Source organism: Streptomyces sp. NPDC048192 (assembly GCF_043202415.1).
GTDB lineage: Bacteria > Actinomycetota > Actinomycetes > Streptomycetales > Streptomycetaceae > Streptomyces.
In genome coordinates, this window is record NZ_JBIDAL010000005.1 from 418,369 (window position 1) to 439,550 (window position 21,182).

Genomic DNA, 21,182 nt, shown 5'->3' on the forward strand with positions numbered 1-21,182 from the left:
AAGCAACCGCAGCCCGGTCCCCCACCGCTACCGGTAGGGGCCGAACCCATAACCCGGTTTCCGACCGCCACCGGCAAACGGGCCGAACCCCCGCAGCCCGGTCCCCCACCGCTACCGGCAGTGGGCCTGGCCCGTAACCCGGTTTCCCACCGCTACCGGCAGACGGGCGAACACCCAAACCCCGGCCCTCCACCGCCACCGGCAAACGGGCCGAACCCCCGCGCCCGGCCGGTGCGGGGTGGGCGGGTTACACCGGCTCGACTGTCAGCTCGGCGAGCTCCTCGGGGTCCGTCACGGCGTCGATGGACGTGATGCGGTCGGCGACGAAGGTGAACGTCAGCACCCGCTCCAGGCGGCCCTGTACGAACACCGCGAGTCCCGTCGCGCCGTCGACCAGCGCCGGCCGCGCCACCCGCGCCACGTGCGCGTAGCGCTTCGCGCCGGCGGCGACCTGCGCCGCGCCGACGGTCACGCCCGCCTCGCCGCGCGCCACCACGTCCGGGTCGAGCACCTCCAGCAGCCCGTCGAAGTCGCCCTCGCGCGCCGCCGCCAGGAAGGCCTCGACCACCTCCCGCTGCCGTACGAGATCGGTCTCGGGCGCGCCCGCGCCCCGCACCCGCCGCCGCGCCCGGCTCGCCAGCTGCCGCGCCGCGGCCGGGGTGCGGCCGAGCTGGTCGGCGATCTCCTCGAACGGCACCCCGAACAGGTCGTGCAGCACGAACGCCAGCCGCTCGGCCGGCGACAGCGTGTCCAGGACGACCAGGAGGGCCAGCCCGACCGAGTCCGCGAGCACGGCGTCCTGCGCCGGGTCCGGCTCGGCGGAGGGCCCCGGCCGCCAGGTGTCCAACGGCTCCTCGCCCCGCGACCGGCGGGAGCGGAGCATGTCGAGGCAGACCCGACCGACGACGGTCGTCAGCCAGCCGCCGAGGTTGCCGACCTCGCTCGTGTCGCTCCGGCTCAGCCGGAACCACGCCTCCTGCACCGCGTCCTCGGCCTCCGCGGCCGAGCCCAGCATCCGGTAGGCGACGCCCCGCAGATGCGCCCGGTACGCCTCGAACCGCTCGGCGAGAAACGCGTCGTCACGGTGGTGCTGCTCATGGTCGCTCATCGGGCTGCCCGGCCTCTTCCGTCCGTCGTCGTGGGGTCTTCCACCTCACTGACGAACCGCGGAGCACGGATGTGACGCCGGAGGTGCCTTCCGTCATGGCGGGCACGCCCTGGAAGGCGGACCCGCGCGGGGATCACCCCCAGTCGCGGCCCGTGCGGCCGCGCTTGGTCTCCGAGCGCTGCTTCTTCTCCCGCAGTCTGCGTTCGTTGATGCCGCGCGGGATCCGGGTGGGTCTGCGCGGCTTCGGCGGGGGCGCGCTCGCCTCCGCGAGGAGGGCCGCGAGGCGTACGGCGGCGGCCTCGCGGTTGCGCCACTGCGAGCGGTGCTCGGAGGCCCGTACGGACACCACGCCGTCGACGAGCCGGCCCGCGAGCCGCTTCAGCGCCCGGTCCTTCCACACCGGGGGCAGCGCCTCGGTGCGGGCGAGGTCGAAGCGCAGCTCCACGGCCGAGTCACTGGTGTTGACGTGCTGTCCGCCGGGCCCGGACGACCTGGAGAAACGCCACATCAGCTCGGCCTCGGGGAGCGAGACGGAGCCGCGGATGACGTAAGGACCGGACATGCGTCCCATGTTCCCGGTCCCGGCCGGTCCGCGTCACCTGGATTTCCCGGCCGCGTCCTGCCACCCGGCGGGAGGGACGCTCGGTAAAAAAGGTAAAGGGATCCGGAACCGCGGGGACCCCCCTCGACGTTCTTCGTGGTGACGGTAGCTTCAACGGCACTGCACCACACATATCCAAGGAAGGGACTCCCAACATGGCTGTAAGCCTGTCCAAGGGTGGCAACGTCTCGCTCACCAAGGAGGCTCCGGGCCTGACCGCCGTCACCGTGGGCCTCGGCTGGGACGTCCGCACCACCACCGGCACGGACTTCGACCTGGACGCCTCCGCCATCGCGGTGAACGCCCAGGGCAAGGTCTACTCGGACGCGCACTTCGTCTTCTTCAACAACAAGCAGACCCCGGACAACACCATCGTCCACACCGGCGACAACCGCACGGGCGAGGGCGCGGGCGACGACGAGGCGATCAACGTCAACCTGGCCGCGCTCCCGGCCGACATCGACAAGGTCGTCTTCCCGGTCTCCATCTACGACGCCGAGAACCGCGGCCAGAACTTCGGCCAGGTCCGCAACGCCTACATCCGCATCGTCAACCAGGCCGGCGGCGCCGAGATCGCCCGCTACGACCTCTCCGAGGACGCCGCCACCGAGACGGCCATGGTCTTCGGCGAGCTGTACCGCAACGGCGCGGAGTGGAAGTTCCGCGCGGTGGGCCAGGGTTACGCCTCGGGCCTGGTCGGCATCGCCCAGGACTTCGGCGTCAACGTCTGACGCACGCGGGACGCTGCGCTGAGCTTCGACTGTTTACGCAAGGGTGCCCGGACTGAACCCCCGGTGTGGTGCCTCTGGTCGCGGAAAGCGGCGGTCTCCGGCCGCCGTCGGCCGCGACCGGGGGCCCGGCGCCGCTGTGGATCCGCCTGCGGGCCGGGCCGTGCGCGGGTTCCCGGCGGAGGAAAACCGGGAGTGGGCGGTGCCCCGTCGGGGTTAGCGTGCCCCCGTGATCCTGGAATCCCTGCCCGCCGACCGGGAGTTGCCGCCCGCGCTGCTGGCCGAGCTGACCGCGCTGTACGCCTCCAACCGCGAGTTCCACCGGCTCAGCGGCGACTTTCCCGACCCGGACGGCATACGCCCCGAGCAGGTCGCGACCGCGCTGGCCGGGGAGCTGGCCGTGCCGGGCGCCGAGGTGCTGCTCGCCCGCACGGAGGACGGGCGCCTCGTCGGCCTCGCCTGCACGCTCGCCCACCACCCGGACCCCGCCGACCCGGATCCGTGGATCGGGCTGCTGATGGTGCACGCGGCCGAGCACGGCAAGGGTCACGGCCGGGCCGTCGCCCGCCTCGTCGAGGACCGCTTCCGCGCCCGGGGCCGGCGCAGCGCCGTGCGGCTCGCCGTGCTCGAGAACAACCCCAAGGCCCTCGCCTTCTGGACCGCCCTCGGCTACGAGGTCGTCGGCCACCGCCCCGACCGCGCCCTCGGCCGCCCCTGCGCCGTGCTGCGCAAGGTGCTGGGCGACCCGCAGCGCACGCCGCGGAAGGCCGCCCGGACCGCCGTGGTGGCCCCGGACGGCGCGGTGCTGCTTCTCCGGTACGACAACGTGGAGGTCGGCGTCCACTGGGCGCTGCCCGGCGGTGGCCTGGAGCCCGGCGAGTCCCCGCGCGAGGCCGCCCTGCGGGAGCTGGCCGAGGAGACCGGCTGGACGGACCTGGAGCCGGGCCCGCTGCTGTGCACGTGGGAACACGACTTCACCCACTCGGGCACGCGCGTCCGCCAGCACGAGCACGTCTACGTCACCCGTGGTCCGCGCCGGGACCCGGCCGGCCCCCACCTCGCCGCCGCGCACACCGCCGACGGCATCCTCACCTGGCGCTGGTGGACCCGGCGGGAACTGGCCGAGCAGGCCGAACCGGTGTGGCCGCCGGGCCTCGCCGGGCTGCTGGACGCGTGGGAGCGCTGAGCGGCGGTGGAGTGGACGACACTGGCCGCCACGGGACTCGGCGCCGTCGTCGGGGTCGGCTCGACGCTGCTCGCCGACCGGGTGCGCTGGCGGCGCGAGACCGGTGAGCGGGACCGGCGCGAGCGGCGGGACCTCTACGTCTCCTGCCTGACCCGGTACCGGCTGGCGTACGAGGACATGCACACGGCCGCCCTGGCCCACCGGGACGGCCCCGCCGGCCGCCGGGACGCCGCCGTACGGGACGCCTTCCGCGGCTCGGGCTGCGACGAGGTCCGGGAGACCGTGCTGCTCTGCGCCCCGGAGGGGATGTCGGCCGTCATGGAGGACGTGTACACCACCCTGCGCGAGCTGCTGGAGGTGTACGCGGCGGGCGATCCGGCGCCGGACACACCGGAGTTCCAGGAGCACCGGCTCCGGCACGCGCGGGCCGTCTGGGCGGCCCGTGCCGCGATGCGGGCCGCCCTGGAGCGGGACGCCTAGAGGACACCGCCTCCTGTCACGGACGGGCCGGCTTGCCGTCTCCGTACAGCCAGTCCTTCCAGATCTCGGTGAAGTCCTGGTGCGGTGCCTTCTTCTGCACGTACGCCGTGAAGTCCGCGGTGCTCGCGCTGCCGTGGCGGTGGGCGGCGGCCCAGCCCCGGATGATGGCGTGGAAGGTGTCGTCACCCACCTTCTGCCGGATCTTCTGCAGCACCATCGCGCCGCGCTGGTAGACGGGGGCGTCGGAGATGTGCGCGGCGCTCGACGGCTTCGCGGGCGGGAAGGCCCAGATGGACGTGTCCTTGCCGTTGTAGTAGTCCATGAAGGTCTGCCGGCAGCTCTCGCCGCCGTGGTCCTCCCACCACAGCCACTCCGCGTAGGTGGCGAAGCCCTCGTTGAGCCACATGTCCTGCCAGGACTTCGGGGTGACCGAGTCGCCGTACCACTGGTGGGCGAGTTCGTGCACGAGGGTGCCGGTGTCCGGGGCGCCGGGGAAGACGGGCCGGTTCTGGGTCTCCAGGGCATAGCCGGAGTCGTCGGGGCGGTCGACGATCGCGCCGGTGGAGGAGAAGGGGTACGGGCCGAAGTTGGTCTCTTCCCACCCGATGACGGCGGGGAGCTGCGCGAGCACCTTCTCGCTCGCCTTGGCCTGGGTGGGGTCGACGGCGGTGAGGACCGGCAGCCCGTGCGGGCCGGTGCCGCGGGTGAGGCGGAAGCGGCCGACGGCGACGGTGGCGAGGTAGGTCGCCATGGGCTGGGCGACGTGCCAGTGGAACGTCGTACGGCCGCCCCGGGTGGACTGCTGCGCCAGCTCGCCGTTGGACACGGCCTGCAGGCCCTCGGGAACGGTGACCGTGATGTCGTAGGACGCCTTGTCCCCGGGGTGGTCGTCGCTCGGGAACCAGGCCATGGAGCCGACGGGTTCGCCGAGGCCGAGGGCGCCGTCGGCGGTGGGCAGCCAGCCCTCCTTCGAGCCGTCGGGGTCGGTGAGGGTGTGCGGGACGCCCGAGTAGCGGACGGTGGTGCTGAAGGTCTCGCCCTTGCGGAGGTCGTCGTGCGGGCGGACGGTGAGTTCCTGCCCTGCCCGGTTGAAGCGGGCCTTCCTGCCTTCCACGGTGACCGAGTCGACGTGCAGCCCGGCGAGGTCCAGGTCGAAGGCGGACAGGTCCTGGGTGGCGCGGGCGGTGATGACGGCCGTGCCGGTGAGACGGCGGGTGGCGGGGGTGTAGTCGAGGGCGAGGTCGTAGTGCCCGACGTCGTAGCCGCCGTTGCCGGCCTTCGGGAAGTACGGGTCGTGTACGCCGGATCCGCCGGGGGTGCCGTGGACGCCGCCGTCGCAGGCGGCGGCGGTGAGGGCGAGGAGCACCGCGGCGGCCGGGACGAGGCGTACCGATCTGGGCATGCCAGTGATCCTAAGTGCCGCGGTTTCCGGTGATCGCCGGGTCTGGTCCTCGGGTCCGGGGCCGCCCCTGGGGCGTGACACCATCTCTTGCGTGCTCGACATCGGCTACGCCCTCTCCAACCGGTTCCCGGACCCCCCGCAGACCGACTACCGCCGCGCGGACGTCCACGCGCTGCGGCACGACCTGTTCTGCGGTGACGTGTATCTCGCGGACACCGAGACGGACCGGGAGCTGTCCACAGCCTGGGGATGGGTGCCGGTGCTGGACTTCGCGTGGGCACTGTGCGACATCGTGGAGCGGCTGGACCGGGATCCGATGGGTTCCCGCGCCGCCCGGCCGCAGCGGGCGGAGCTGGACTTCACCGAGTCCACCGACCGGATGCTGTTCGAGCGCCGCTTCGGCTGGGTGGACATCAGCGCCGACTGGGTGCGGGCCGAGGAGTCCCCGCTGACCTTCTCCCACGCCGAACTGCGCCGCGAGGCCCGCGACTTCCTGCACGATCTGATCGCCGACCTGACCGACCTCCACGAGGACCTGGCGGAGAACCCGGCGATCTGGACCCTCCAGGCCCGCTTCCCCAGGACGCCCTGAGCCGGCCCCCTACTCCACCCGGATCCCCATCTCCGCCGCCAGCACCGGTGCCAGATCCAGCAGTTGGGCGGTGCTGATCACCGACCCCGCCAGCCGGTCCAGGCCCCGGACGATCTCCAGCGGCGCGGCCCCGCGCAGATCCACGTCCTTCAGGGTCGCGCTGCCGAAGTCGGCCTCTCTCAGCGCGCAGTCGACGAACTCCACCCGCTCCAGGGTGGCGCCCGCGAAGTCCGGCTCCACCAGCACGCAGGACTCGAAGACGACGTCCTTCAGGCGGGCCTCGCGCAGGTTCAGATAGTCGATCTTGCCGCCGCGGACCACGACCCGCTCCAGGACCGCGCCGTGCAACTGGGCGCCGCCGAGGCGGGCGTCGATCAGCTCGACGTCCCGGAACGTGGACTCGGCGAGATGCGTGCCCACCCCGCGCAGCCCGCTGAGCACCGAGTCCAGCACTCTGGCCCGGCCCAGCGCCGTACCGTCCACCAGGCAGCCCGTCAGCGCGCAGTCCATGAAGCGGGCGCCCACGCCGTCCTGCCCCGTCAGGTCGGCGCCCTGGAACTCCAGCCCGTCATAGTCCCCGTCCGGCGCCAGCCCGTCGCCGGACCACGGCTCCAGCGGCGGCAGCCGCAGCTCCGGCCGGCGCGCGCCCTTCACCCCTGCCCGGCCCGCCGCACGGCCGTCCGTCGCTCTCCTCGCCATGCCCCCCATGCTGCACCCCGCCACTGACAATCCCTCTGACCTGCGCAGACGCGAGTGATGTCACATTCCGGCCGGGCGGAACGTCGTATGCGTGAAACGAGGTGACGAGCCGAGGGGGGAGAGTCCGTCCCATGCACCGCAGCACCGGTCCGCGCTTGACCTCAAGCGGACTTGAGGTCGGAGGGTGGGCGCGATGAGCCGGTCGTCCGCCAGGGGGTTCGCCATGCACGCCGTCCGTCTGTACGCCTTCGGGGCCGCCGAGAACCTGACCTACGAGCAGGTCGAGGACCCGGTCCCCGGTCCGGGCCAGGTGCGGATCGCGGTCGCCGCGGCCGGGGTGCACCTGCTCGACGCCGCGCTGCGGGCCGGCCACCGGGGCCCGCTGCCCGAGCCGCCCGCCCTGCCGACCGTGCCCGGCCGGGAGGTCGCCGGAGTGGTGGACGCGCTCGGCGACGGCGCCGACGAGCTGTGGCTCGGCAGGCGGGTCGTCGCCCACCTCGGCTTCGCGCCCGGAGGGTACGCCGAACGCGCCGTCGTCTCCGTCGACCGGGTCCACGAGATCCCGGCCAACCTGGACTTCGCGGCGGCCGTCGCCATGATCGGCACGGGCCGCACGGCGCTCGGGATCGTGGGGTCCGCCGAGCCCGGACCGGATGACGTGGTGGTCGTACCGGCCGCCGCGGGAGGCATCGGCACCCTGCTCGTGCAGTACGCCCGCAACGCCGGCGCCACCGTGATCGGGCTCGCGGGCGGCCCCGCCAAGACCGCCCTCGTGCGCGCGAACGGCGCCGACCTCGCCGTCGACTACACCGACGGCTCCTGGCCCGGGAAGGTCCGCGCCCACCTCGGGGGCAGGCCGGCCACGCTCGTCTACGACGGCGTCGGCGGCGAGGCGGCCCGGCAGGCCGTCGCCCTGCTCGGACCCGGCGGGCGGCACCTGGTCTTCGGCTGGTCCGCCGAAGGGATCGGCGAGGGCCGGGGGTACGCCGTCGAGGGCGTGTCCGAGTCCGTCCTCGGCCCGGAGATGCTCCGCAGGGCCGGCGGCCTGCGCGCGCTCGAACTGCGCGCGCTCGCCGAGGCCGCCCACGGCCGGCTGCGTCCGGCCGTCACCCGCTTCCCGCTCGCGGAGGCGGCCGCCGCACACCGCGCGCTCGAGAACCGCGGCACGACCGGAAAGGTGGTACTGGAACCGTGACAAACAAGGCGAACAATCCGATAACCGACCGAGGTGCACTACGCCCCGATTCATGGTCTTCTGGCCAGATGAGTACCGGCCGAACGGATGACGCCGGCATCCCCGCAGACGCCGCCGGACACACCCCCGAGGGAACGGATCCGCACCGCTGGTGGGCCCTGGTCGTCATCGCGCTCGCCCAGCTCATGGTCGTCCTCGACGCGACCATCGTGAACATCGCCCTCCCCTCCGCCCAGCACGCCCTGCACATGTCCGACGGCAACCGGCAGTGGGTGATCACCGCCTACACCCTCGCCTTCGGCGGCCTGCTGCTGCTCGGCGGCCGCATCGCCGACCTCGTCGGACGCAAACGCACCTTCGTCTTCGGGCTCGTCGGCTTCGCCGTCGCCTCCGCCCTCGGCGGCGCCGCCACCAGCTCCGGGATGCTCTTCGGCGCCCGCGCCCTCCAGGGCGTCTTCGCCGCCGTCCTCGCGCCGTCCGCGCTCTCCCTGCTCACCACGACCTTCACCGACCCGCGCGAACGCGGCAAGGCCTTCGGCATCTACGGCGCCCTCGCCGGCAGCGGCTCGGCGATCGGCTTCATCGTCGGCGGACTGCTCACCGAGTACCTGAACTGGCGCTGGTGCCTCTACGTCAACGTGCCCATCGCCGTCCTCGCCGTCGTAGGCGCCTTCGCCCTGCTCCACGACCGGCCCGGCCACCGCGAGGCCCGCCTCGACGTCCCCGGCACCGTACTCGGCTGCGGCGGCCTGGTCTCCCTCGTGTACGGCTTCAGCGAGGCCCAGCCACGCGGCTGGAGCGACCCGCTGGTGCTCGCCCTCTTCGCCGCCGGCATCGCCCTGCTCGCCGCGTTCGTGTGGTGGCAGAACCGCGCCCCGGGCCCCCTGCTGCCGCTGCACGTCCTCAAGGACCGCAACCGCGCAGGCTGCTTCCTGACGATGATGCTCGCCACGATCGGCATGTTCGGCCTGTTCCTGTTCATGACCTACTACCTGCAGGTCATCCTCGGCTACTCCCCGGTCAGGACCGGACTCGCCTATCTGCCGCTGACCGCAGCGATCATCACCGGCTCCACCCAGATCTCCGCCCGGCTGCTGCACCACGTGGCCCCGCGCATGCTCATGGCCCCCGGCATGGCCCTCGCCGCGGGCGGGATGCTGCTCCTGACCCGCATGACGGTCCACTCCGCCTACACCACCGAGATCCTGCCCGCCCTGCTCCTGATGGGCCTCGGCATGGGCCTGACCTTCATGCCCGTCTTCGCCACCGCCACCGCCGGCGTCGCCCCACGCGACTCCGGCGTGACCTCCGCGACCGTCAACACCTCCCAGCAGGTGGGCGGTTCCATCGGTACGGCGCTGCTCAACACCATCGCCACCACCAGCAGCACCGCCTACATCACCGCCCACCTGCACAGCCCCGCCCGGAAGGCCACCGTGATCCCGGCGGGCGTGGTGCACGGCTACACGGTCGCGATCGGCTGGGCGGCCGCCGTGATGCTGCTGGCCGGCCTGGTCGCCGCCGTCATGGTGACGGCCAGGGCGCCGAAGCACGGGACGGCCGCGAAACCGCCGGTCGCGGAGTCAGTGGGCTGAGCCCAGCGCCGCCAGCGCCCCGTCCGTCAGCCGGTACACCGTCCACTCGTCCTGCGGACGGGCCCCCAGCGCCTCGTAGAAACCGATCGCGGGCCGGTTCCAGTCCAGCACCGACCACTCCAGCCGGCCGTACCCGCGCTCCACGCAGATCCGCGCCAGCTCGGTCAGCAGCGCCCGCCCGTGCCCGCCACCGCGCGCGGCCGGGCGGACGTACAGGTCCTCCAGGTAGATGCCGTGCACACCGCGCCAGGTGGAGAAGTTCAGGAACCACAGCGCGAACCCGACCGGCTCACCGCTCGCGTCGTCCACCGCCATGTGCGCGAACGCCGCCGGCCGTGCGCCGAACAGCGCCTCGGCGAGCTGCTCCTCGCTCGCCCTCGCCTCCTCCAGCGCCTTCTCGTACTCGGCCAGCTCACGGATCATGGCGTGGATGGCGGGGATGTCGTCTGCGGTCGCGGCACGGATCATGCCGGGAGGCTAACCCGGCCCGCCCCGGCCCGTCAGTGCCGTCCCGCCACCCGGTCCGCCACCCTCGCCAGCCGGGACGACTCCGTGCCCGGCCGGAGCCGTTCCCGCTGGTCGGCCGCGCGATAGGTGGCGTACATGCCGTGCACGCCCAGCCAGCGGAAGGGTTCCGGCTCCCACCTGCGCACCTTGTGGTTCACCCAGGGCAGCTCGGTCAGCTCGGTCCGGCCGCCCTGGCCGGAGTCCCGCTGCACCAGGTCGCGCAGGGTACGGGCGGCCAGATTGGCGGTGGCGACACCGGAGCCGACATAGCCGCCGGCCCAGCCGAGCCCGGTGGAGCGGTCCAGGGTCACCGTGGCGCACCAGTCGCGCGGCACGCCCAGCACGCCCGACCAGGCGTGCGCCACCCTGACGCCGGCCAGGGAGGGGAAGAAACGGGTCAGGATCTCGTGCAGGGCCTCGATCGTCGCCGGCTGCGTGCGGCCGTCGTTGTCGGTACGGGACCCGAAGCGGTACGGCACACCCCGGCCGCCGAGCGCGATCCGGCCGTCGGCGGTGCGCTGCGCGTACATGTAGGCGTGCGCCATGTCGCCGAGGGTCTCCCGGCCCTCCCAGCCGATGGACGCCCACTGCTCCTCGGTCAGCGGCTCGGTGGCGATCATGGAGGAGTTCATGGGCAACCAGGTCCGCCGCTGCCCCTTCAGGGAGGCGGTGAAGCCCTCCGTGCAGCGCAGGACGTAGGGGGCGCGGACGGTGCCGTACGGGGTGACGGCGTGCTTGGGGCGGATCTCGGTCACCGGGGTCGCCTCGTGGATGGTGACGCCGGCGGCCTCCACGGCCGCCGCCAGGCCCTTGACCAGCTTGGCGGGGTGCAGACGGGCGCCGTGCGGGGTCCAGGTGGAGCCGACCGCGTCCGCGACCCGGACCCGCTCGGCGGTCTCCCGGGCGCCGTACAGCTCCCGGTCCTTCTCGCCGTACGACAGCTCGTGCTCGTGGAAGGCCTTCAGCCGGGCCAACTGGGCCGGGGTGGTGGCCACTTCGAGGACACCGCCGCGGTGCACGCCGGCGTCGATGCCCTCGGCCTCGGTGACCGCGACGACCTCGGCGACGGTGTCGTTCATCGCCTTCTGCAGCCGTACCGCGGCCTCGTGGCCGTGCAGCCGGGCGTAGCGGTCGCGGCCCGCGATGCCGTTGTAGAGCCAGCCGCCGTTGCGGCCGGAGGCGCCGTAGCCGCAGAACTTCTGCTCCAGCACGATGATGCGCAGGAAAGGCGCGGCCTTCTTCAGGTAATACGCCGTCCACAGGCCGGTGTAGCCACCGCCGACGATCACGACGTCGGCGGTCGCGTCCCCGGGCAGCGGCTCCCGCACCGCCGGAAGACCGTCGTCCGCGTACCAGAAGGAGATCCCGCCGTTGACGGCGCCGCTTGCCGAGCTGCTCATGGCCGGGACGTTAACCCCTGAGGGCGTCCACTGTCTCCTTCGGATTCCATGCTTTTCCGCGGCCCTTCGTCAGCGGATGACAGGCCAGCCCGATCAGCACGGAGACGAAGTGGCCCAGTTCGGTGAAGGTGCGGCCCTGGGCCAGAGGCAGCCCGAAGACGACGAGGACCACCAGCAGATACACATACCGCCAGGGCGCCGCGATCCGGTAGGTGAGCACGCCGACCACCCCGGCCAGCGCGTAACTCACCCCGATGTCCAGCGTGTTGACCGCCGAATGCGGGGCCATGCCGTCCCGGATCGCCTTCAGCAGGGCGCCCTCGCTGATCAGCGTGGCGAGGACGTGCGCACAGGCGCACACGCAGAGCCAGCGGGCGGTGCCGAGCCAGCGCTCGGCTGGCGCGTGGAACACCGTGTACAGCACGACGTACGGCAGCCAGCGCCCGCTGTCGATCCACATCGCACTGGAGATGAGCACCCGCACCGGATGGTGGGACAACTCGTGGATGTTGGTGGACCGCTGCCGCAGGAAGTGCTGCTCGAACTCCGGTGACATCTGGTGCAGCGCGACAGTCGTGACGAACAGCACCAGGAGCCACACATAGGTGCCCGGGGCACTGCGGATGTACGCCCATACGCCGCCGAGATCCCGGTCAACCCGCATGAGCCGACGCATCGGGAACCTCCGGGCGTGCACCAGCCTTCGGCCGGGGAGGGATGGGGATCCTGCGGAGCAGCGCAGGGAAAGCGGCATCGCCGTCAGGACGATTCACCGGCCGCCTCCGCAGTGGCGCGCTCGCCCTCCAAGCGGTAGACGATCTCCGAGTTGAGGGACCGGCGCGAGGACTTGGCCTGAGCGACCAGCCACGCATGAAGGCCTGCGGGCAGTCTGAGCGTGATACGCACTTCGTGATCCATGTCCGACATGGTAGTGCTAGCTTGGTGTCATGGTGACACCAAAGTCGATGGAGGGAACCGGATACGCCCGGTACACCTATCGGCTGCTTGTGTCGGCCACGGCCCACACCGCACTGATGGCGGAGTGGGACCGCTGCCGATGGGTCTGGAACGAGTGCTTGGCCCAGTCGAAGAAAGCCCGTGCCGAGGGCGTGGAGTGCGGCCCGGCACGGCTGGACAAGATGCTGACCGAGGCTCGTGCCAGAACCCCATGGCTGGCTGAGGGCTCGTCGGTGCCTCAGCAGCAGCTCATCCGGGACTTCGGCAAGTCCCGCGCCAAGGCGCTGAAGGACATCAGGGAACGCCTGCCTCAGCGGCAGCGGGCAGGGATGCCCAAGTGGAAGAAGAAGCGCGAGGCGCTGCCCACGCTGAACTACACAGAGCGCGGATTCCGCTTGAAGGACGATCGGCTGCACTTGGCAGGCGGGATCGAGCTGACTGTGGTGTGGTCGCGGCACCTGCCCGCAGAACCCTCCTCGGTGCGCGTGTACGAAGACTGCGCCGGGCACTGGTACTGCTCGTTCGTAGTCCCGGCCGAGACACAGCCGCTGCCCACCACGGGTGTGGTGCTCGGCGTGGACTGGGGCGTGAAGGAGATAGCCACCACCACCAGTGACGTCCACGACCTGCCCCACGCCGGGCACGGCCGCAAGGCTGCTGGGAAAGTGACCCGGTACGACCGGATGATGGCCCGCCGCAGGCCGAAGAAGGGCCAGGCCGCGTCCAGGGGCTACAGGGAGGCGAAGAGGCAGCGGGCGAAGACCTGCCAGAAGATCGCCCGGCAGCGGCAGGACACCGCCCGTAAGCGGGCCAAGAAGGTCGTTCGGGACCATGACGCCATCGCCGTCGAGGACTTCCGCCCGAAGTTCCTCGCCGGAACGACCATGGCCCGCAAGGCGGCGGACGCCGCCATCGGCGCCACCAAGAGAGCCTTGCTCGAAACGGCCCGCAAGCACGGGCGGAACGTACACCTTGTGCATCCCGCGTTCACCACCATGGACTGCGGACGCTGCGGAGCGAGAACCAAGCACGCACTTCCTCTTTCCGAACGCACATACACCTGCACCGCATGCGGATCCGTGTCCCCCAGGGACAAGAACTCCGCACGCGTGATGCTCGTCCGGGCTGGTCTGAACCCGGTTGGTGTCGAGGGCGTAAGACCTCCCGGAGCGCAGCTCCAGAAGGCGGCCTGAGCCAGAAATCCCTTCCCGCAGGGAGGGGAGCAGTCAAGCATGCCAGTATCGTCCGGTCCGTGATCGACATCCCCGGCGAGCTGGCCGAAGCCCAGGAGAGGTACAACGGCGCGGCGGGGCGGGCGTTCGTCGCGGCCCTGCCGGACCTCGCCGCCGCCTTCCTGGGCCGCTGGCGGCTGCGGCTCGACGGGCCGTCCATGAACGGGGTGAGCGCGCTCGTCCTGCCGGTCGTCCGCGCCGACGGCACGCCCGCCGTCCTCAAGCTGCAGCTGCCGGACGAGGAGAGCGAGGGGGAACCGGTCGCGCTGCGGGTCTGGGACGGCGACGGAGCGGTACGGCTCCTGGACCACGACCCGGCGACCGGCACCATGCTGCTGGAACGCCTGGACGAGACGCGGATGCTGTCCGCCCTGGCCGACACCCGCGAGGCGGTCGTCGTCATCGCGCGGCTCCTGGCCCACCTGACGTCCTTCCCGGCGCCGCCGGGGATGCGCCGGCTCGGTGACATCGCCGGGACCATGCTGGAGCGGACGCCGTGGGCGCTCCCGCGCATACCCGACCCGGCGACCCGCCGCCTGATCGCCGACTGCGCGGCCGCCGTCCGCGAGGTCGCCGGCGAACCCGGCGACCGGCTCCTGCACTGGGACCTGCACTACGAGAACGTGCTGGCCGCCGACCGCGCCGACTGGCTGGCCATCGACCCCAAGCCGCTCGCGGGCGACCCCGCGTTCGAACTGTGGCCGGCGCTGGACAACCGGTTCGAGGCGGCCGAGGTGCGCCGGCGGTTCGACGCGATGACCGAGGTCCTCGGCCTGGACCGGGACCGGGCGCTGGCGTGGACGCTGGGCCGGCTGCTGCAGAACGCCCTGTGGGACGTGAAGGACGGCCGGCCCGTCACGGAACGCGGGCTGGAAATCGCCCGCCGCCTCCGCACCGGATTCTGATCAAGCCCTTACCCCCTTCTCATTGTCCCTGGTCGGCGGCGTCGGCAGCATTCGTCTGTCATGGCGGACCTTCCTCGGTCACAGACCGGTCGGCCGGCCCGCCAACACCACCCATCAGAAGGACACTTCCTTGCTTCCAGGGAGACATCGGGCGGCGTCCGCCGCCCTGCTGTCCACCACGGCACTCCTCGCCACCGGCCTGTCCACCGGCTGGCTCACCGCGACCGCCCAGGCCGCGCCGCCGGCCCACGCGGCCGCCCACATCAAGCACCTGTGCGCCCGCGCCACCGCACCCGGCCGGATGGCGTGCCTCGCCGAGGCCCGCACCGACGTCGTCCAGCACCTGACCGTCGGCCCGGACGCCACCCCGGCCGGCTACGGCCCCTCGGACCTGCAGAACGCCTACAACCTGCCGTCCGCGAGCGCCGGTTCGGGCCGGACCGTCGCCGTCGTCGACGCCATGGACGACCCGAACGCCGAGTCCGACCTCGCCGCATACCGGTCCCAGTACGGCCTGCCCGCCTGCACCACCGCCAACGGCTGCTTCCACAAGGTGAACCAGACCGGCGGCACCGCCTACCCGAGCGCCGACCCGGGCTGGGCCGGGGAGATATCCCTCGACCTGGACATGGTCAGCGCCGTCTGCCCGCAGTGCCACATCACGCTCGTCGAGGCCTCCTCCACCAGCGTGGCCGACCTCGGCGCCGCCGAGAACGAAGCCGTCCGGCTCGGCGCGAAGTACGTCTCCAACTCCTTCGGCGGCCCCGAGGACCCCTCCGAGACCACCGCCGACGTCCAGTACTTCAACCACCCCGGCGTCGCCATCACGGTCAGCGCGGGCGACGGCGGGTACGGCGCGCAGTTCCCGGCCTCCTCCCCCTACGTCACCGCGGTCGGCGGCACCTCCCTCAGCCGCGCGGGCAACACGCGCGGCTGGAGCGAGTCGGTGTGGTCCAACGACCCGACCGACGGCACCGGGTCCGGCTGCTCCGCCGACGAGGCCAAGCCCACCTGGCAGACCGACTCCGGCTGCTCCCGCCGTACCGTCGCGGACGTCTCCGCGGTCGCCGACCCGAACACCGGCGTCGCCGTCTACGACACCTACGGCGCCTCCGGCTGGGACGTCTACGGCGGCACCAGCGCCTCCTCGCCGATCATCGCGGCCACCTACGCCCTCGCCGGCGCCCCGGCCGCGGGCAGCTACCCGTCCTCCTACCCCTACGGCCACGCGTCGGCACTGAACGACGTCACCACGGGCAGCGACGGCACCTGCTCCCCGGGCTACCTGTGCACCGCGGGCACCGGCTACGACGGCCCCACCGGCCTCGGCACCCCCGACGGCACCGCCGCCTTCACCGCCGGTGCGAACACCGTCAACTCGCTTCAGCCCGGCCGGAAGCTGACCTCCGGCCACCGGCTGAGCAGCGCGAACATCACCCTGACCATGGGCAGCGACGGCAACCTGGTCGCCTACCTCAAGACCAGCGGCACCAGCGGCAGCGGCCCGGCTATCTGGTCCAGCCACACCTCCGGGCACTCGGGCGCGTACGCGCTGATGCAGACCGACGGCAACCTCGTCGTCTACACCAGCGGCGGCACCGCCCTGTGGTCCACCCACACCAACGGCCACACCGGCGCGTACCTCCTGGTGCAGGACGACGGCAACCTGGTGGTGTACGGCGCCGGCGGCGGCCCGAGCACCGGCGGCTCGCTGTGGGCGGACGGCACCAACGCGCACTCGGCGACCATCGGCTCCGGACAGAAAATCCCGGGCGGCTGGTGGGCGCAGACCCAGTACACCCGCCTGGCGATGCAGCCCGACGGCAACCTCGTGATGTACCGCAAGCGCGACGGCAAGGCCATCTGGTCCACCGGCACCTCGGGCCACTCCGGCGCCTACGCGTCCATGCAGTCCGACGGCAACCTCGTGGTCTACACGAGCGGCGGCACGGCCCTGTGGTCGACGCACACCAACGGCCACACCGGCGCGTACGCCCTGCTGCAGAGCGACGGCAACTTCGTCGTCTACACGTCCTCCGGCGGCCCGGGCAAGGGCGGCGCCCTGTGGGCCAGCAACACCCGGTCCTACGTGCCCTGACCCGTACACCCCCGAACAGATACCGATGCCCCGGGCGCCCGCCCGGGGCATCGGCGTTCTCGCAGGCCGGCGCAGGCGCGGGCACTACAGGCGGACCACGATCAGCGCGATGTCGTCGTGCCCGCCGCTGCTGACGCCGAGACGGGAGAGCAGCACGTCGGCCAGGTGGTCCGGGCCGAGCCGCGCGTTGCCGGCGAGGGCGGCGGTGAGCCGGTCCAGCCCCGCGTCGATGTCCTCGTCACGGCGTTCGACGAGCCCGTCGGTGTACAGGACAAGCGTGTCGCCGGGCGCGTAGGCGACGGCGCCCTGCGGGCGCGTGACGTGCAGCGGACGGGCACCCAGCGGCGGGTCGGTGGCCTGGTCGAGCAGGACGAACGTGCCGTCGGGATGGACCAGCACGGGCGGCAGGTGACCGGCGCTGCTGTACGTGATGTTCCGGCCGCGCGGAGACACGACCGCCTTGACGGCCGTGGTGGCCAGGGCCCCCTCGACCGAGCGGGCGTACAGGCCCAGCACCTCCATGGCCCTGGCCGGCTCGCACAGGGCGCGTACGGCGGCGGACAGGGCGCTGCGCAGCATGCCCATGGCGGCGGCCGCCTCCAGGCCGTGACCGACCACGTCGCCCACCGCGACCGCGTAGGCGTCGTCGGGCAGGTCCACCACGTCGTACCAGTCGCCGCACACGTTGAGCCCCTTGGCCGCGGGCAGGTAGCGCACGGCGATGTTCGGGTGCTGGGCCAGGTCCGGCGACTGCATCATCGCCTCCTGGAGGGTGACGGCGACCTTCCGTTCCCGGGCGTGGGCCTGCCGCAGCTGCTCGTTCATGATCTGCAGCTCCCGGGCGCGCGCGTACAGCTCGGCCTCCATGGCCTCGCGCTCGTTCAGCGTGTGGCCCCGCCGGGTGCGGGCGGTGTGGGACAGCACGAAGTCGGTGACGTCCTCGACCCGGTGGATGATCCAGGCCACCTCACCGCCGGGCCCGAGCACCGGGGTGTTGACCGGGGACCACCAGCGCTCCTCGAACTCCCCGGGGCGGCCGGGCACGGGGATGTCGTACTTCTGCACCGCCATGGTGTCCGGCTCCTTCGAGCGCAGCACCCGGTGCAGCGAGGCGCTGAGATTCCGCACCCCGTCGGCGTGCGGATCATCCGGATTGTCCGGAAACGCGTCGAAGAGGTAGCGCCCGATCAGGTCCTGGGTCGTGCAGCCGGTCGCCCGGCAGTAGGCCGCGTTCACGTCGAGGATCTCGAGATCGGGGCCCAGGACCAGGTACGGGCTGGGAGTGGCGGCGAACAGCGCGTGGTAGTCGATCGGCGGCGTGGTCACAGACGCTCTCCCGTCCCTCCGGCGGTGCCCCCTCTCCGGTGTCCCACCAAGCGGGACTGATCACCACACGAGACACGCCGGCCCAGCCGCCCACGAAGACGGCCCCGGACGGGAAGTCCGGGGCCGTTGCCTGTGGAGCCCCCTGTCGGATTCGAACCGACGACCTTCGCTTTACAAGAGCGGCGCTCTGACCAGCTGAGCTAAGGAGGCGTGCACCGGGGTGCTCGTGCAGTGTACCCAGGTCCGCGGCGGGGCCCGCCGAGAATTTCCGCGAAGTTCACAGTCGTCCAGGTGCTGACAGATCGCGTGAACGCCAGGTACCGTCCTGACCCAGTTCACTCGTGTGGACTACACCAACCACCTTCCTACAACGGATCGTCCGGCACGTTCCTGCCGGTAGAAGGGGGCCCATTCACCATGGCCACAGTCACGTTCGACAAGGCGACCCGGATCTACCCGGGTTCCACGAAGCCCGCCGTCGACTCGCTCGACATCGCGATCGAGGACGGCGAGTTCCTCGTCCTGGTCGGCCCGTCGGGTTGCGGAAAGTCCACCTCGCTGCGGATGCTCGCGGGCCTGGAGGACGTCAACGCCGGCGCGATCCGCATCGGTGACCGCGACGTCACGCACCTGCCGCCCAAGGACCGGGACATCGCCATGGTGTTCCAGAACTACGCCCTCTACCCGCACATGACGGTCGCCGACAACATGGGCTTCGCGCTCAAGATCGCCGGCGTCAACAAGGCGGAGATCCGGCAGAAGGTCGAGGAGGCCGCGAAGATCCTCGACCTCACCGAGTACCTGGACCGCAAGCCGAAGGCGCTGTCGGGTGGTCAGCGGCAGCGTGTGGCCATGGGCCGCGCGATCGTGCGTGAGCCGCAGGTGTTCCTCATGGACGAGCCGCTGTCCAACCTGGACGCCAAGCTCCGCGTCTCCACCCGTACGCAGATCGCCTCGCTGCAGCGCCGTCTCGGCATCACCACCGTCTACGTCACCCACGACCAGGTCGAGGCCATGACGATGGGCGACCGGGTGGCCGTGCTCAAGGACGGCATCCTGCAGCAGGTCGACTCGCCGCGGAACATGTACGACAGGCCCGCGAACCTCTTCGTCGCCGGCTTCATCGGCTCCCCGGCGATGAACCTGGTCGAGGTCCCGATCACCGACGGCGGCGTGAAGTTCGGCAACAGCGTGGTGCCGGTCAACCGGGACGCGCTGAAGGCCGCCTCCGACAAGGGCGACCGCACGGTCACCGTCGGTGTCCGGCCCGAGCACTTCGACGTGGTCGAGCACAACGGCGGTGCGGCCGCGTCCCTCACGAAGGACAGCGCGGACGCGCCGGCCGGTCTCGCCGTGTCCGTGAACGTCGTCGAGGAGCTGGGCGCCGACGGCTACGTCTACGGCACCGCCGAGGTCGGCGGCGAGGTCAAGGACCTGGTCGTCCGGGTGAACGGCCGCCAGGTCCCGGAGAAGGGCTCCACGCTGCACGTCGTGCCGCGGCCGGGCGAGACCCACGTCTTCTCCACCTCCACCGGTGAGCGGCTGTCCGACTGACCGCGTTCACGCGACTGAGCTGCCGTTTCGCGGCGAGGTTGACGAAAAGGGGCCCCGCGGAGTGCCGCGGGGCCCCTTTCGTGCCGTACACGCAGGGGAAATACCCCGGCACAGCGATCAATTCGGGCGGGGGGCGTCAACCCCTTACCCAGAAATCAGCGCCTCTTCATCCCCCGAAGGGGTGACTAAATGTCGCCAAATCATTACCCCGCGCTACCCTCACACGCGTGAAGCACTCCACCACCCCTCAGACGCGACGCGGCCACCGGGGCGGCCCTGCCCGCCGGATCGGCCGCACTCTCGCCCTCGTCCTGCCCGTCGTCCTGGTGCTCTCCGGGACCCTCGCGGTCACCCGGGTCAACTGGACGGGCAGCCCCTCCAGCTCGGTGCTGGCCGCCTCCGACGTCTCCTCGGCGGAGGTCGCCACCAAGACGGTCTCCCGGGCCCCGCAGGACGTGCTCCGCGACCGCCTGATGAGCGAGTTGCAGGACAAGAACCCGGGCGTCGTCCTGACCCACCTCCAGCAGGCGGTCAACGGACACCCCTCGCTGGCCCGGCACTGCTCCGCCATCGCCCGCGCCCTGGGCCAGGCCGCCGTGCGCATCTACGGCGCCCCCCGCGCCCAGTCCTACGCCCGCCCGGTGTGCGACACGGCGTTCGCCTCGGGCGTGCTCGCGGCGCACAGCTGACGGCCGCCGACGGCGCTCCTTCGGGTAACGGCACCCCAAGGAGCGCGCCGTCGTCGGCCGGGCCTGGTAGGGCGCCGCGTACAGTGCGGTCATGACCCATCCCAACGCCGCGTCGCGTCCCACCCAGGCCGTGATCCTGGCCGGGGGCCAGGGCTCCCGGCTGCGTCCCTACACCGACGACCGGCCCAAGCCGATGGTCGAGATCCCCGGCACGGGCATCCCGATCATCGGCCACCAGCTGGCCTGGCTCGCCGAGGAAGGCGTGACCGACGTGGTGGTCTCCTGCGGCCACCTCGCCGAGGTCCTGCAGAAGTGGCTGGACTCCGCCGACCTGCCCGTCTCCGTCACCACCGTCGTGGAGACCGAGCCCCTCGGCCGCGGCGGCGGCCTCAAGTACGCCGCCGCGCATCTCCCCCGCCCCGACCGGCCGTGGTACGCCACCAACGGCGACATCTGGACCCGTTTCTCCCTGCGGGACATGGCCGACTTCCACACCGAGCGGGATGCCACGGCGACCCTGGCGCTCGCCCGGCCGCGCATTCCCTGGGGCGCGGTGAAGACCGACGGGTTCGGGCACATCACCGACTTCATCGAAGCCCCGCCGTCCACGTTCGAGATCAACGCGGGCGTGTACGTCTTCGCGCCGGAGTTCGCCTCGCTGCTGCCGGAGCGGGGGGACCACGAGCGGACCACGTTCCCCGGACTGGCCCGCGAGCGGAGGCTGTTCGGCTTCCCCATTCCGCAGGGGGCGTACTGGCGGGCCATCGACACCGCGAAGGACCTGACGGAGGCGGCGAAGGAGCTTGCCGCGCTGGGGCGGTAGCGGGGCGGGTGCGCCTTCGCCGCTCGGACGGTCGGGGCCGCGGTCCGGGCAGGAGCCTCAAGGGAACGAAAGGGCCCCGTACCTTCTCGGGTACGGGGCCCTTCG

General features: G+C 72.0%; 21 protein-coding genes and 1 tRNA gene. 12 read left to right on the forward strand and 10 right to left on the reverse strand.

Features of this window, described 5'->3' with window-relative positions:
- Positions 1 to 247 precede the first annotated feature (247 nt).
- Positions 248 to 1,108, reverse strand: coding sequence for a sigma-70 family RNA polymerase sigma factor (locus ACGFZN_RS12700; RefSeq protein WP_393858454.1), 861 nt, complete (start codon positions 1,106 to 1,108; stop codon positions 248 to 250).
- Between the two features lie 133 nt (positions 1,109 to 1,241).
- On the reverse strand, positions 1,242 to 1,679 hold the full coding sequence (arfB, locus tag ACGFZN_RS12705) for an alternative ribosome rescue aminoacyl-tRNA hydrolase ArfB (protein ID WP_393858455.1): 438 nt from the start codon (positions 1,677 to 1,679) through the stop codon (positions 1,242 to 1,244).
- A gap of 185 nt (positions 1,680 to 1,864) precedes the next feature.
- Between arfB and ACGFZN_RS12710 the strand changes: the two genes are divergently transcribed.
- The 3 genes from ACGFZN_RS12710 (at position 1,865) to ACGFZN_RS12720 (ending at position 4,103) form a co-directional block, all read left to right on the forward strand.
- Positions 1,865 to 2,440 (forward strand): TerD family protein, encoded by a 576-nt coding sequence (locus ACGFZN_RS12710; protein WP_180330508.1) that lies wholly within the window; start codon positions 1,865 to 1,867, stop codon positions 2,438 to 2,440.
- Positions 2,441 to 2,666: 226 nt separating this feature from the next.
- A complete protein-coding gene (locus tag ACGFZN_RS12715; RefSeq protein ID WP_393858456.1) occupies positions 2,667 to 3,623 on the forward strand; it encodes a GNAT family N-acetyltransferase in 957 nt (318 codons plus the stop codon).
- Between the two features lie 6 nt (positions 3,624 to 3,629).
- Positions 3,630 to 4,103, forward strand: a complete 474-nt coding sequence (locus ACGFZN_RS12720; RefSeq protein ID WP_393858457.1) for a hypothetical protein — start codon at positions 3,630 to 3,632, stop codon at positions 4,101 to 4,103.
- A gap of 16 nt (positions 4,104 to 4,119) precedes the next feature.
- Here the strand turns inward: ACGFZN_RS12720 and ACGFZN_RS12725 are convergent, their stop codons facing one another.
- Positions 4,120 to 5,505: a M1 family metallopeptidase gene (locus tag ACGFZN_RS12725; RefSeq protein ID WP_393858458.1), complete on the reverse strand. Its 1,386-nt coding sequence runs from the start codon at positions 5,503 to 5,505 to the stop codon at positions 4,120 to 4,122.
- A gap of 91 nt (positions 5,506 to 5,596) precedes the next feature.
- Between ACGFZN_RS12725 and ACGFZN_RS12730 the strand changes: the two genes are divergently transcribed.
- A complete protein-coding gene (locus ACGFZN_RS12730; RefSeq protein WP_393858459.1) occupies positions 5,597 to 6,097 on the forward strand; it encodes a hypothetical protein in 501 nt (166 codons plus the stop codon).
- Between the two features lie 9 nt (positions 6,098 to 6,106).
- Here ACGFZN_RS12730 and ACGFZN_RS12735 read toward each other — a convergent pair whose 3' ends face one another.
- The gene (locus ACGFZN_RS12735) at positions 6,107 to 6,796 is read right to left on the reverse strand and encodes a pentapeptide repeat-containing protein (protein ID WP_393858460.1); all 690 of its coding nucleotides are present in this window, start codon (positions 6,794 to 6,796) and stop codon (positions 6,107 to 6,109) included.
- Positions 6,797 to 7,019: 223 nt separating this feature from the next.
- On the opposite strand from ACGFZN_RS12735, the gene ACGFZN_RS12740 reads away from it, so the two are divergent.
- Positions 7,020 to 7,991 (forward strand): zinc-binding dehydrogenase, encoded by a 972-nt coding sequence (locus ACGFZN_RS12740; protein WP_393858580.1) that lies wholly within the window; start codon positions 7,020 to 7,022, stop codon positions 7,989 to 7,991.
- 68 nt (positions 7,992 to 8,059) lie between these two features.
- Complete coding sequence (locus tag ACGFZN_RS12745; RefSeq protein WP_393858461.1) at positions 8,060 to 9,586, forward strand: MFS transporter; 1,527 nt, start codon at positions 8,060 to 8,062, stop codon at positions 9,584 to 9,586.
- Here ACGFZN_RS12745 and ACGFZN_RS12750 read toward each other — a convergent pair.
- The 4 genes from ACGFZN_RS12750 to ACGFZN_RS12765 form a co-directional block, all read right to left on the reverse strand.
- Positions 9,575 to 10,054 (reverse strand): GNAT family N-acetyltransferase, encoded by a 480-nt coding sequence (locus ACGFZN_RS12750; RefSeq protein ID WP_393858462.1) that lies wholly within the window; start codon positions 10,052 to 10,054, stop codon positions 9,575 to 9,577. The genes ACGFZN_RS12745 and ACGFZN_RS12750 overlap by 12 nt on opposite strands.
- A 32-nt stretch (positions 10,055 to 10,086) precedes the next feature.
- Positions 10,087 to 11,493, reverse strand: coding sequence for an NAD(P)/FAD-dependent oxidoreductase (locus ACGFZN_RS12755; RefSeq protein ID WP_393858463.1), 1,407 nt, complete (start codon positions 11,491 to 11,493; stop codon positions 10,087 to 10,089).
- A gap of 10 nt (positions 11,494 to 11,503) precedes the next feature.
- Complete coding sequence (locus ACGFZN_RS12760; protein ID WP_393858464.1) at positions 11,504 to 12,157, reverse strand: rhomboid-like protein; 654 nt, start codon at positions 12,155 to 12,157, stop codon at positions 11,504 to 11,506.
- Positions 12,158 to 12,252: 95 nt separating this feature from the next.
- Entirely contained in the window at positions 12,253 to 12,411 is a 159-nt protein-coding gene (locus ACGFZN_RS12765) for an Arc family DNA-binding protein (RefSeq protein WP_393858465.1), read from the reverse strand.
- Between the two features lie 29 nt (positions 12,412 to 12,440).
- Between ACGFZN_RS12765 and ACGFZN_RS12770 the strand changes: the two genes are divergently transcribed.
- The 3 genes from ACGFZN_RS12770 (at position 12,441) to ACGFZN_RS12780 (ending at position 16,685) form a co-directional block, all read left to right on the forward strand.
- Complete coding sequence (locus ACGFZN_RS12770; RefSeq protein ID WP_393858466.1) at positions 12,441 to 13,643, forward strand: RNA-guided endonuclease InsQ/TnpB family protein; 1,203 nt, start codon at positions 12,441 to 12,443, stop codon at positions 13,641 to 13,643.
- 47 nt (positions 13,644 to 13,690) lie between these two features.
- Positions 13,691 to 14,587, forward strand: a complete 897-nt coding sequence (locus ACGFZN_RS12775; RefSeq protein WP_393858581.1) for an aminoglycoside phosphotransferase family protein — start codon at positions 13,691 to 13,693, stop codon at positions 14,585 to 14,587.
- 130 nt (positions 14,588 to 14,717) lie between these two features.
- Complete coding sequence (locus ACGFZN_RS12780) at positions 14,718 to 16,685, forward strand: hypothetical protein (protein WP_393858467.1); 1,968 nt, start codon at positions 14,718 to 14,720, stop codon at positions 16,683 to 16,685.
- Between the two features lie 84 nt (positions 16,686 to 16,769).
- Here the strand turns inward: ACGFZN_RS12780 and ACGFZN_RS12785 are convergent, their stop codons facing one another.
- Both ACGFZN_RS12785 and ACGFZN_RS12790 read right to left on the reverse strand, forming a co-directional pair.
- Entirely contained in the window at positions 16,770 to 18,011 is a 1,242-nt protein-coding gene (locus ACGFZN_RS12785; protein WP_393858468.1) for a SpoIIE family protein phosphatase, read from the reverse strand.
- Positions 18,012 to 18,144: 133 nt separating this feature from the next.
- Positions 18,145 to 18,221: transfer RNA gene (locus ACGFZN_RS12790), tRNA-Thr, on the reverse strand.
- Positions 18,222 to 18,428: 207 nt separating this feature from the next.
- Between ACGFZN_RS12790 and ACGFZN_RS12795 the strand changes: the two genes are divergently transcribed.
- From ACGFZN_RS12795 to ACGFZN_RS12805, 3 genes are all read left to right on the forward strand, one after another.
- Positions 18,429 to 19,565 (forward strand): ABC transporter ATP-binding protein, encoded by a 1,137-nt coding sequence (locus ACGFZN_RS12795; protein ID WP_393858469.1) that lies wholly within the window; start codon positions 18,429 to 18,431, stop codon positions 19,563 to 19,565.
- Positions 19,566 to 19,792: 227 nt separating this feature from the next.
- A complete protein-coding gene (locus tag ACGFZN_RS12800; protein WP_393858470.1) occupies positions 19,793 to 20,254 on the forward strand; it encodes a hypothetical protein in 462 nt (153 codons plus the stop codon).
- Positions 20,255 to 20,345: 91 nt separating this feature from the next.
- Positions 20,346 to 21,077 carry an NDP-sugar synthase gene (locus tag ACGFZN_RS12805; RefSeq protein ID WP_393858471.1) on the forward strand — a complete coding sequence of 244 codons (732 nt, stop codon included), beginning with the start codon at positions 20,346 to 20,348 and terminating at the stop codon, positions 21,075 to 21,077.
- Positions 21,078 to 21,182: the final 105 nt, after the last annotated feature.

What these genes read in the sequence shown, in the direction of transcription:
- ACGFZN_RS12710 (WP_180330508.1), top strand. Translation starts at nt 1,865, where the DNA reads ATGGCTGTAAGCCTGTCCAAGGGTGGCAACGTCTCGCTCACCAAGGAG.
- ACGFZN_RS12725 (WP_393858458.1), bottom strand. Translation starts at nt 5,505, where the DNA reads ATGCCCAGATCGGTACGCCTCGTCCCGGCCGCCGCGGTGCTCCTCGCC.
- ACGFZN_RS12770 (WP_393858466.1), top strand. Translation starts at nt 12,441, where the DNA reads ATGGTGACACCAAAGTCGATGGAGGGAACCGGATACGCCCGGTACACC.
- arfB (WP_393858455.1), bottom strand. Translation starts at nt 1,679, where the DNA reads ATGGGACGCATGTCCGGTCCTTACGTCATCCGCGGCTCCGTCTCGCTC.
- ACGFZN_RS12750 (WP_393858462.1), bottom strand. Translation starts at nt 10,054, where the DNA reads ATGATCCGTGCCGCGACCGCAGACGACATCCCCGCCATCCACGCCATG.
- ACGFZN_RS12795 (WP_393858469.1), top strand. Translation starts at nt 18,429, where the DNA reads ATGGCCACAGTCACGTTCGACAAGGCGACCCGGATCTACCCGGGTTCC.
- ACGFZN_RS12755 (WP_393858463.1), bottom strand. Translation starts at nt 11,493, where the DNA reads ATGAGCAGCTCGGCAAGCGGCGCCGTCAACGGCGGGATCTCCTTCTGG.
- ACGFZN_RS12760 (WP_393858464.1), bottom strand. Translation starts at nt 12,157, where the DNA reads ATGCGGGTTGACCGGGATCTCGGCGGCGTATGGGCGTACATCCGCAGT.
- ACGFZN_RS12735 (WP_393858460.1), bottom strand. Translation starts at nt 6,796, where the DNA reads ATGGCGAGGAGAGCGACGGACGGCCGTGCGGCGGGCCGGGCAGGGGTG.
- ACGFZN_RS12740 (WP_393858580.1), top strand. Translation starts at nt 7,020, where the DNA reads ATGCACGCCGTCCGTCTGTACGCCTTCGGGGCCGCCGAGAACCTGACC.
- ACGFZN_RS12765 (WP_393858465.1), bottom strand. Translation starts at nt 12,411, where the DNA reads ATGGATCACGAAGTGCGTATCACGCTCAGACTGCCCGCAGGCCTTCAT.
- ACGFZN_RS12700 (WP_393858454.1), bottom strand. Translation starts at nt 1,108, where the DNA reads ATGAGCGACCATGAGCAGCACCACCGTGACGACGCGTTTCTCGCCGAG.
- ACGFZN_RS12805 (WP_393858471.1), top strand. Translation starts at nt 20,346, where the DNA reads ATGACCCATCCCAACGCCGCGTCGCGTCCCACCCAGGCCGTGATCCTG.
- ACGFZN_RS12745 (WP_393858461.1), top strand. Translation starts at nt 8,060, where the DNA reads ATGAGTACCGGCCGAACGGATGACGCCGGCATCCCCGCAGACGCCGCC.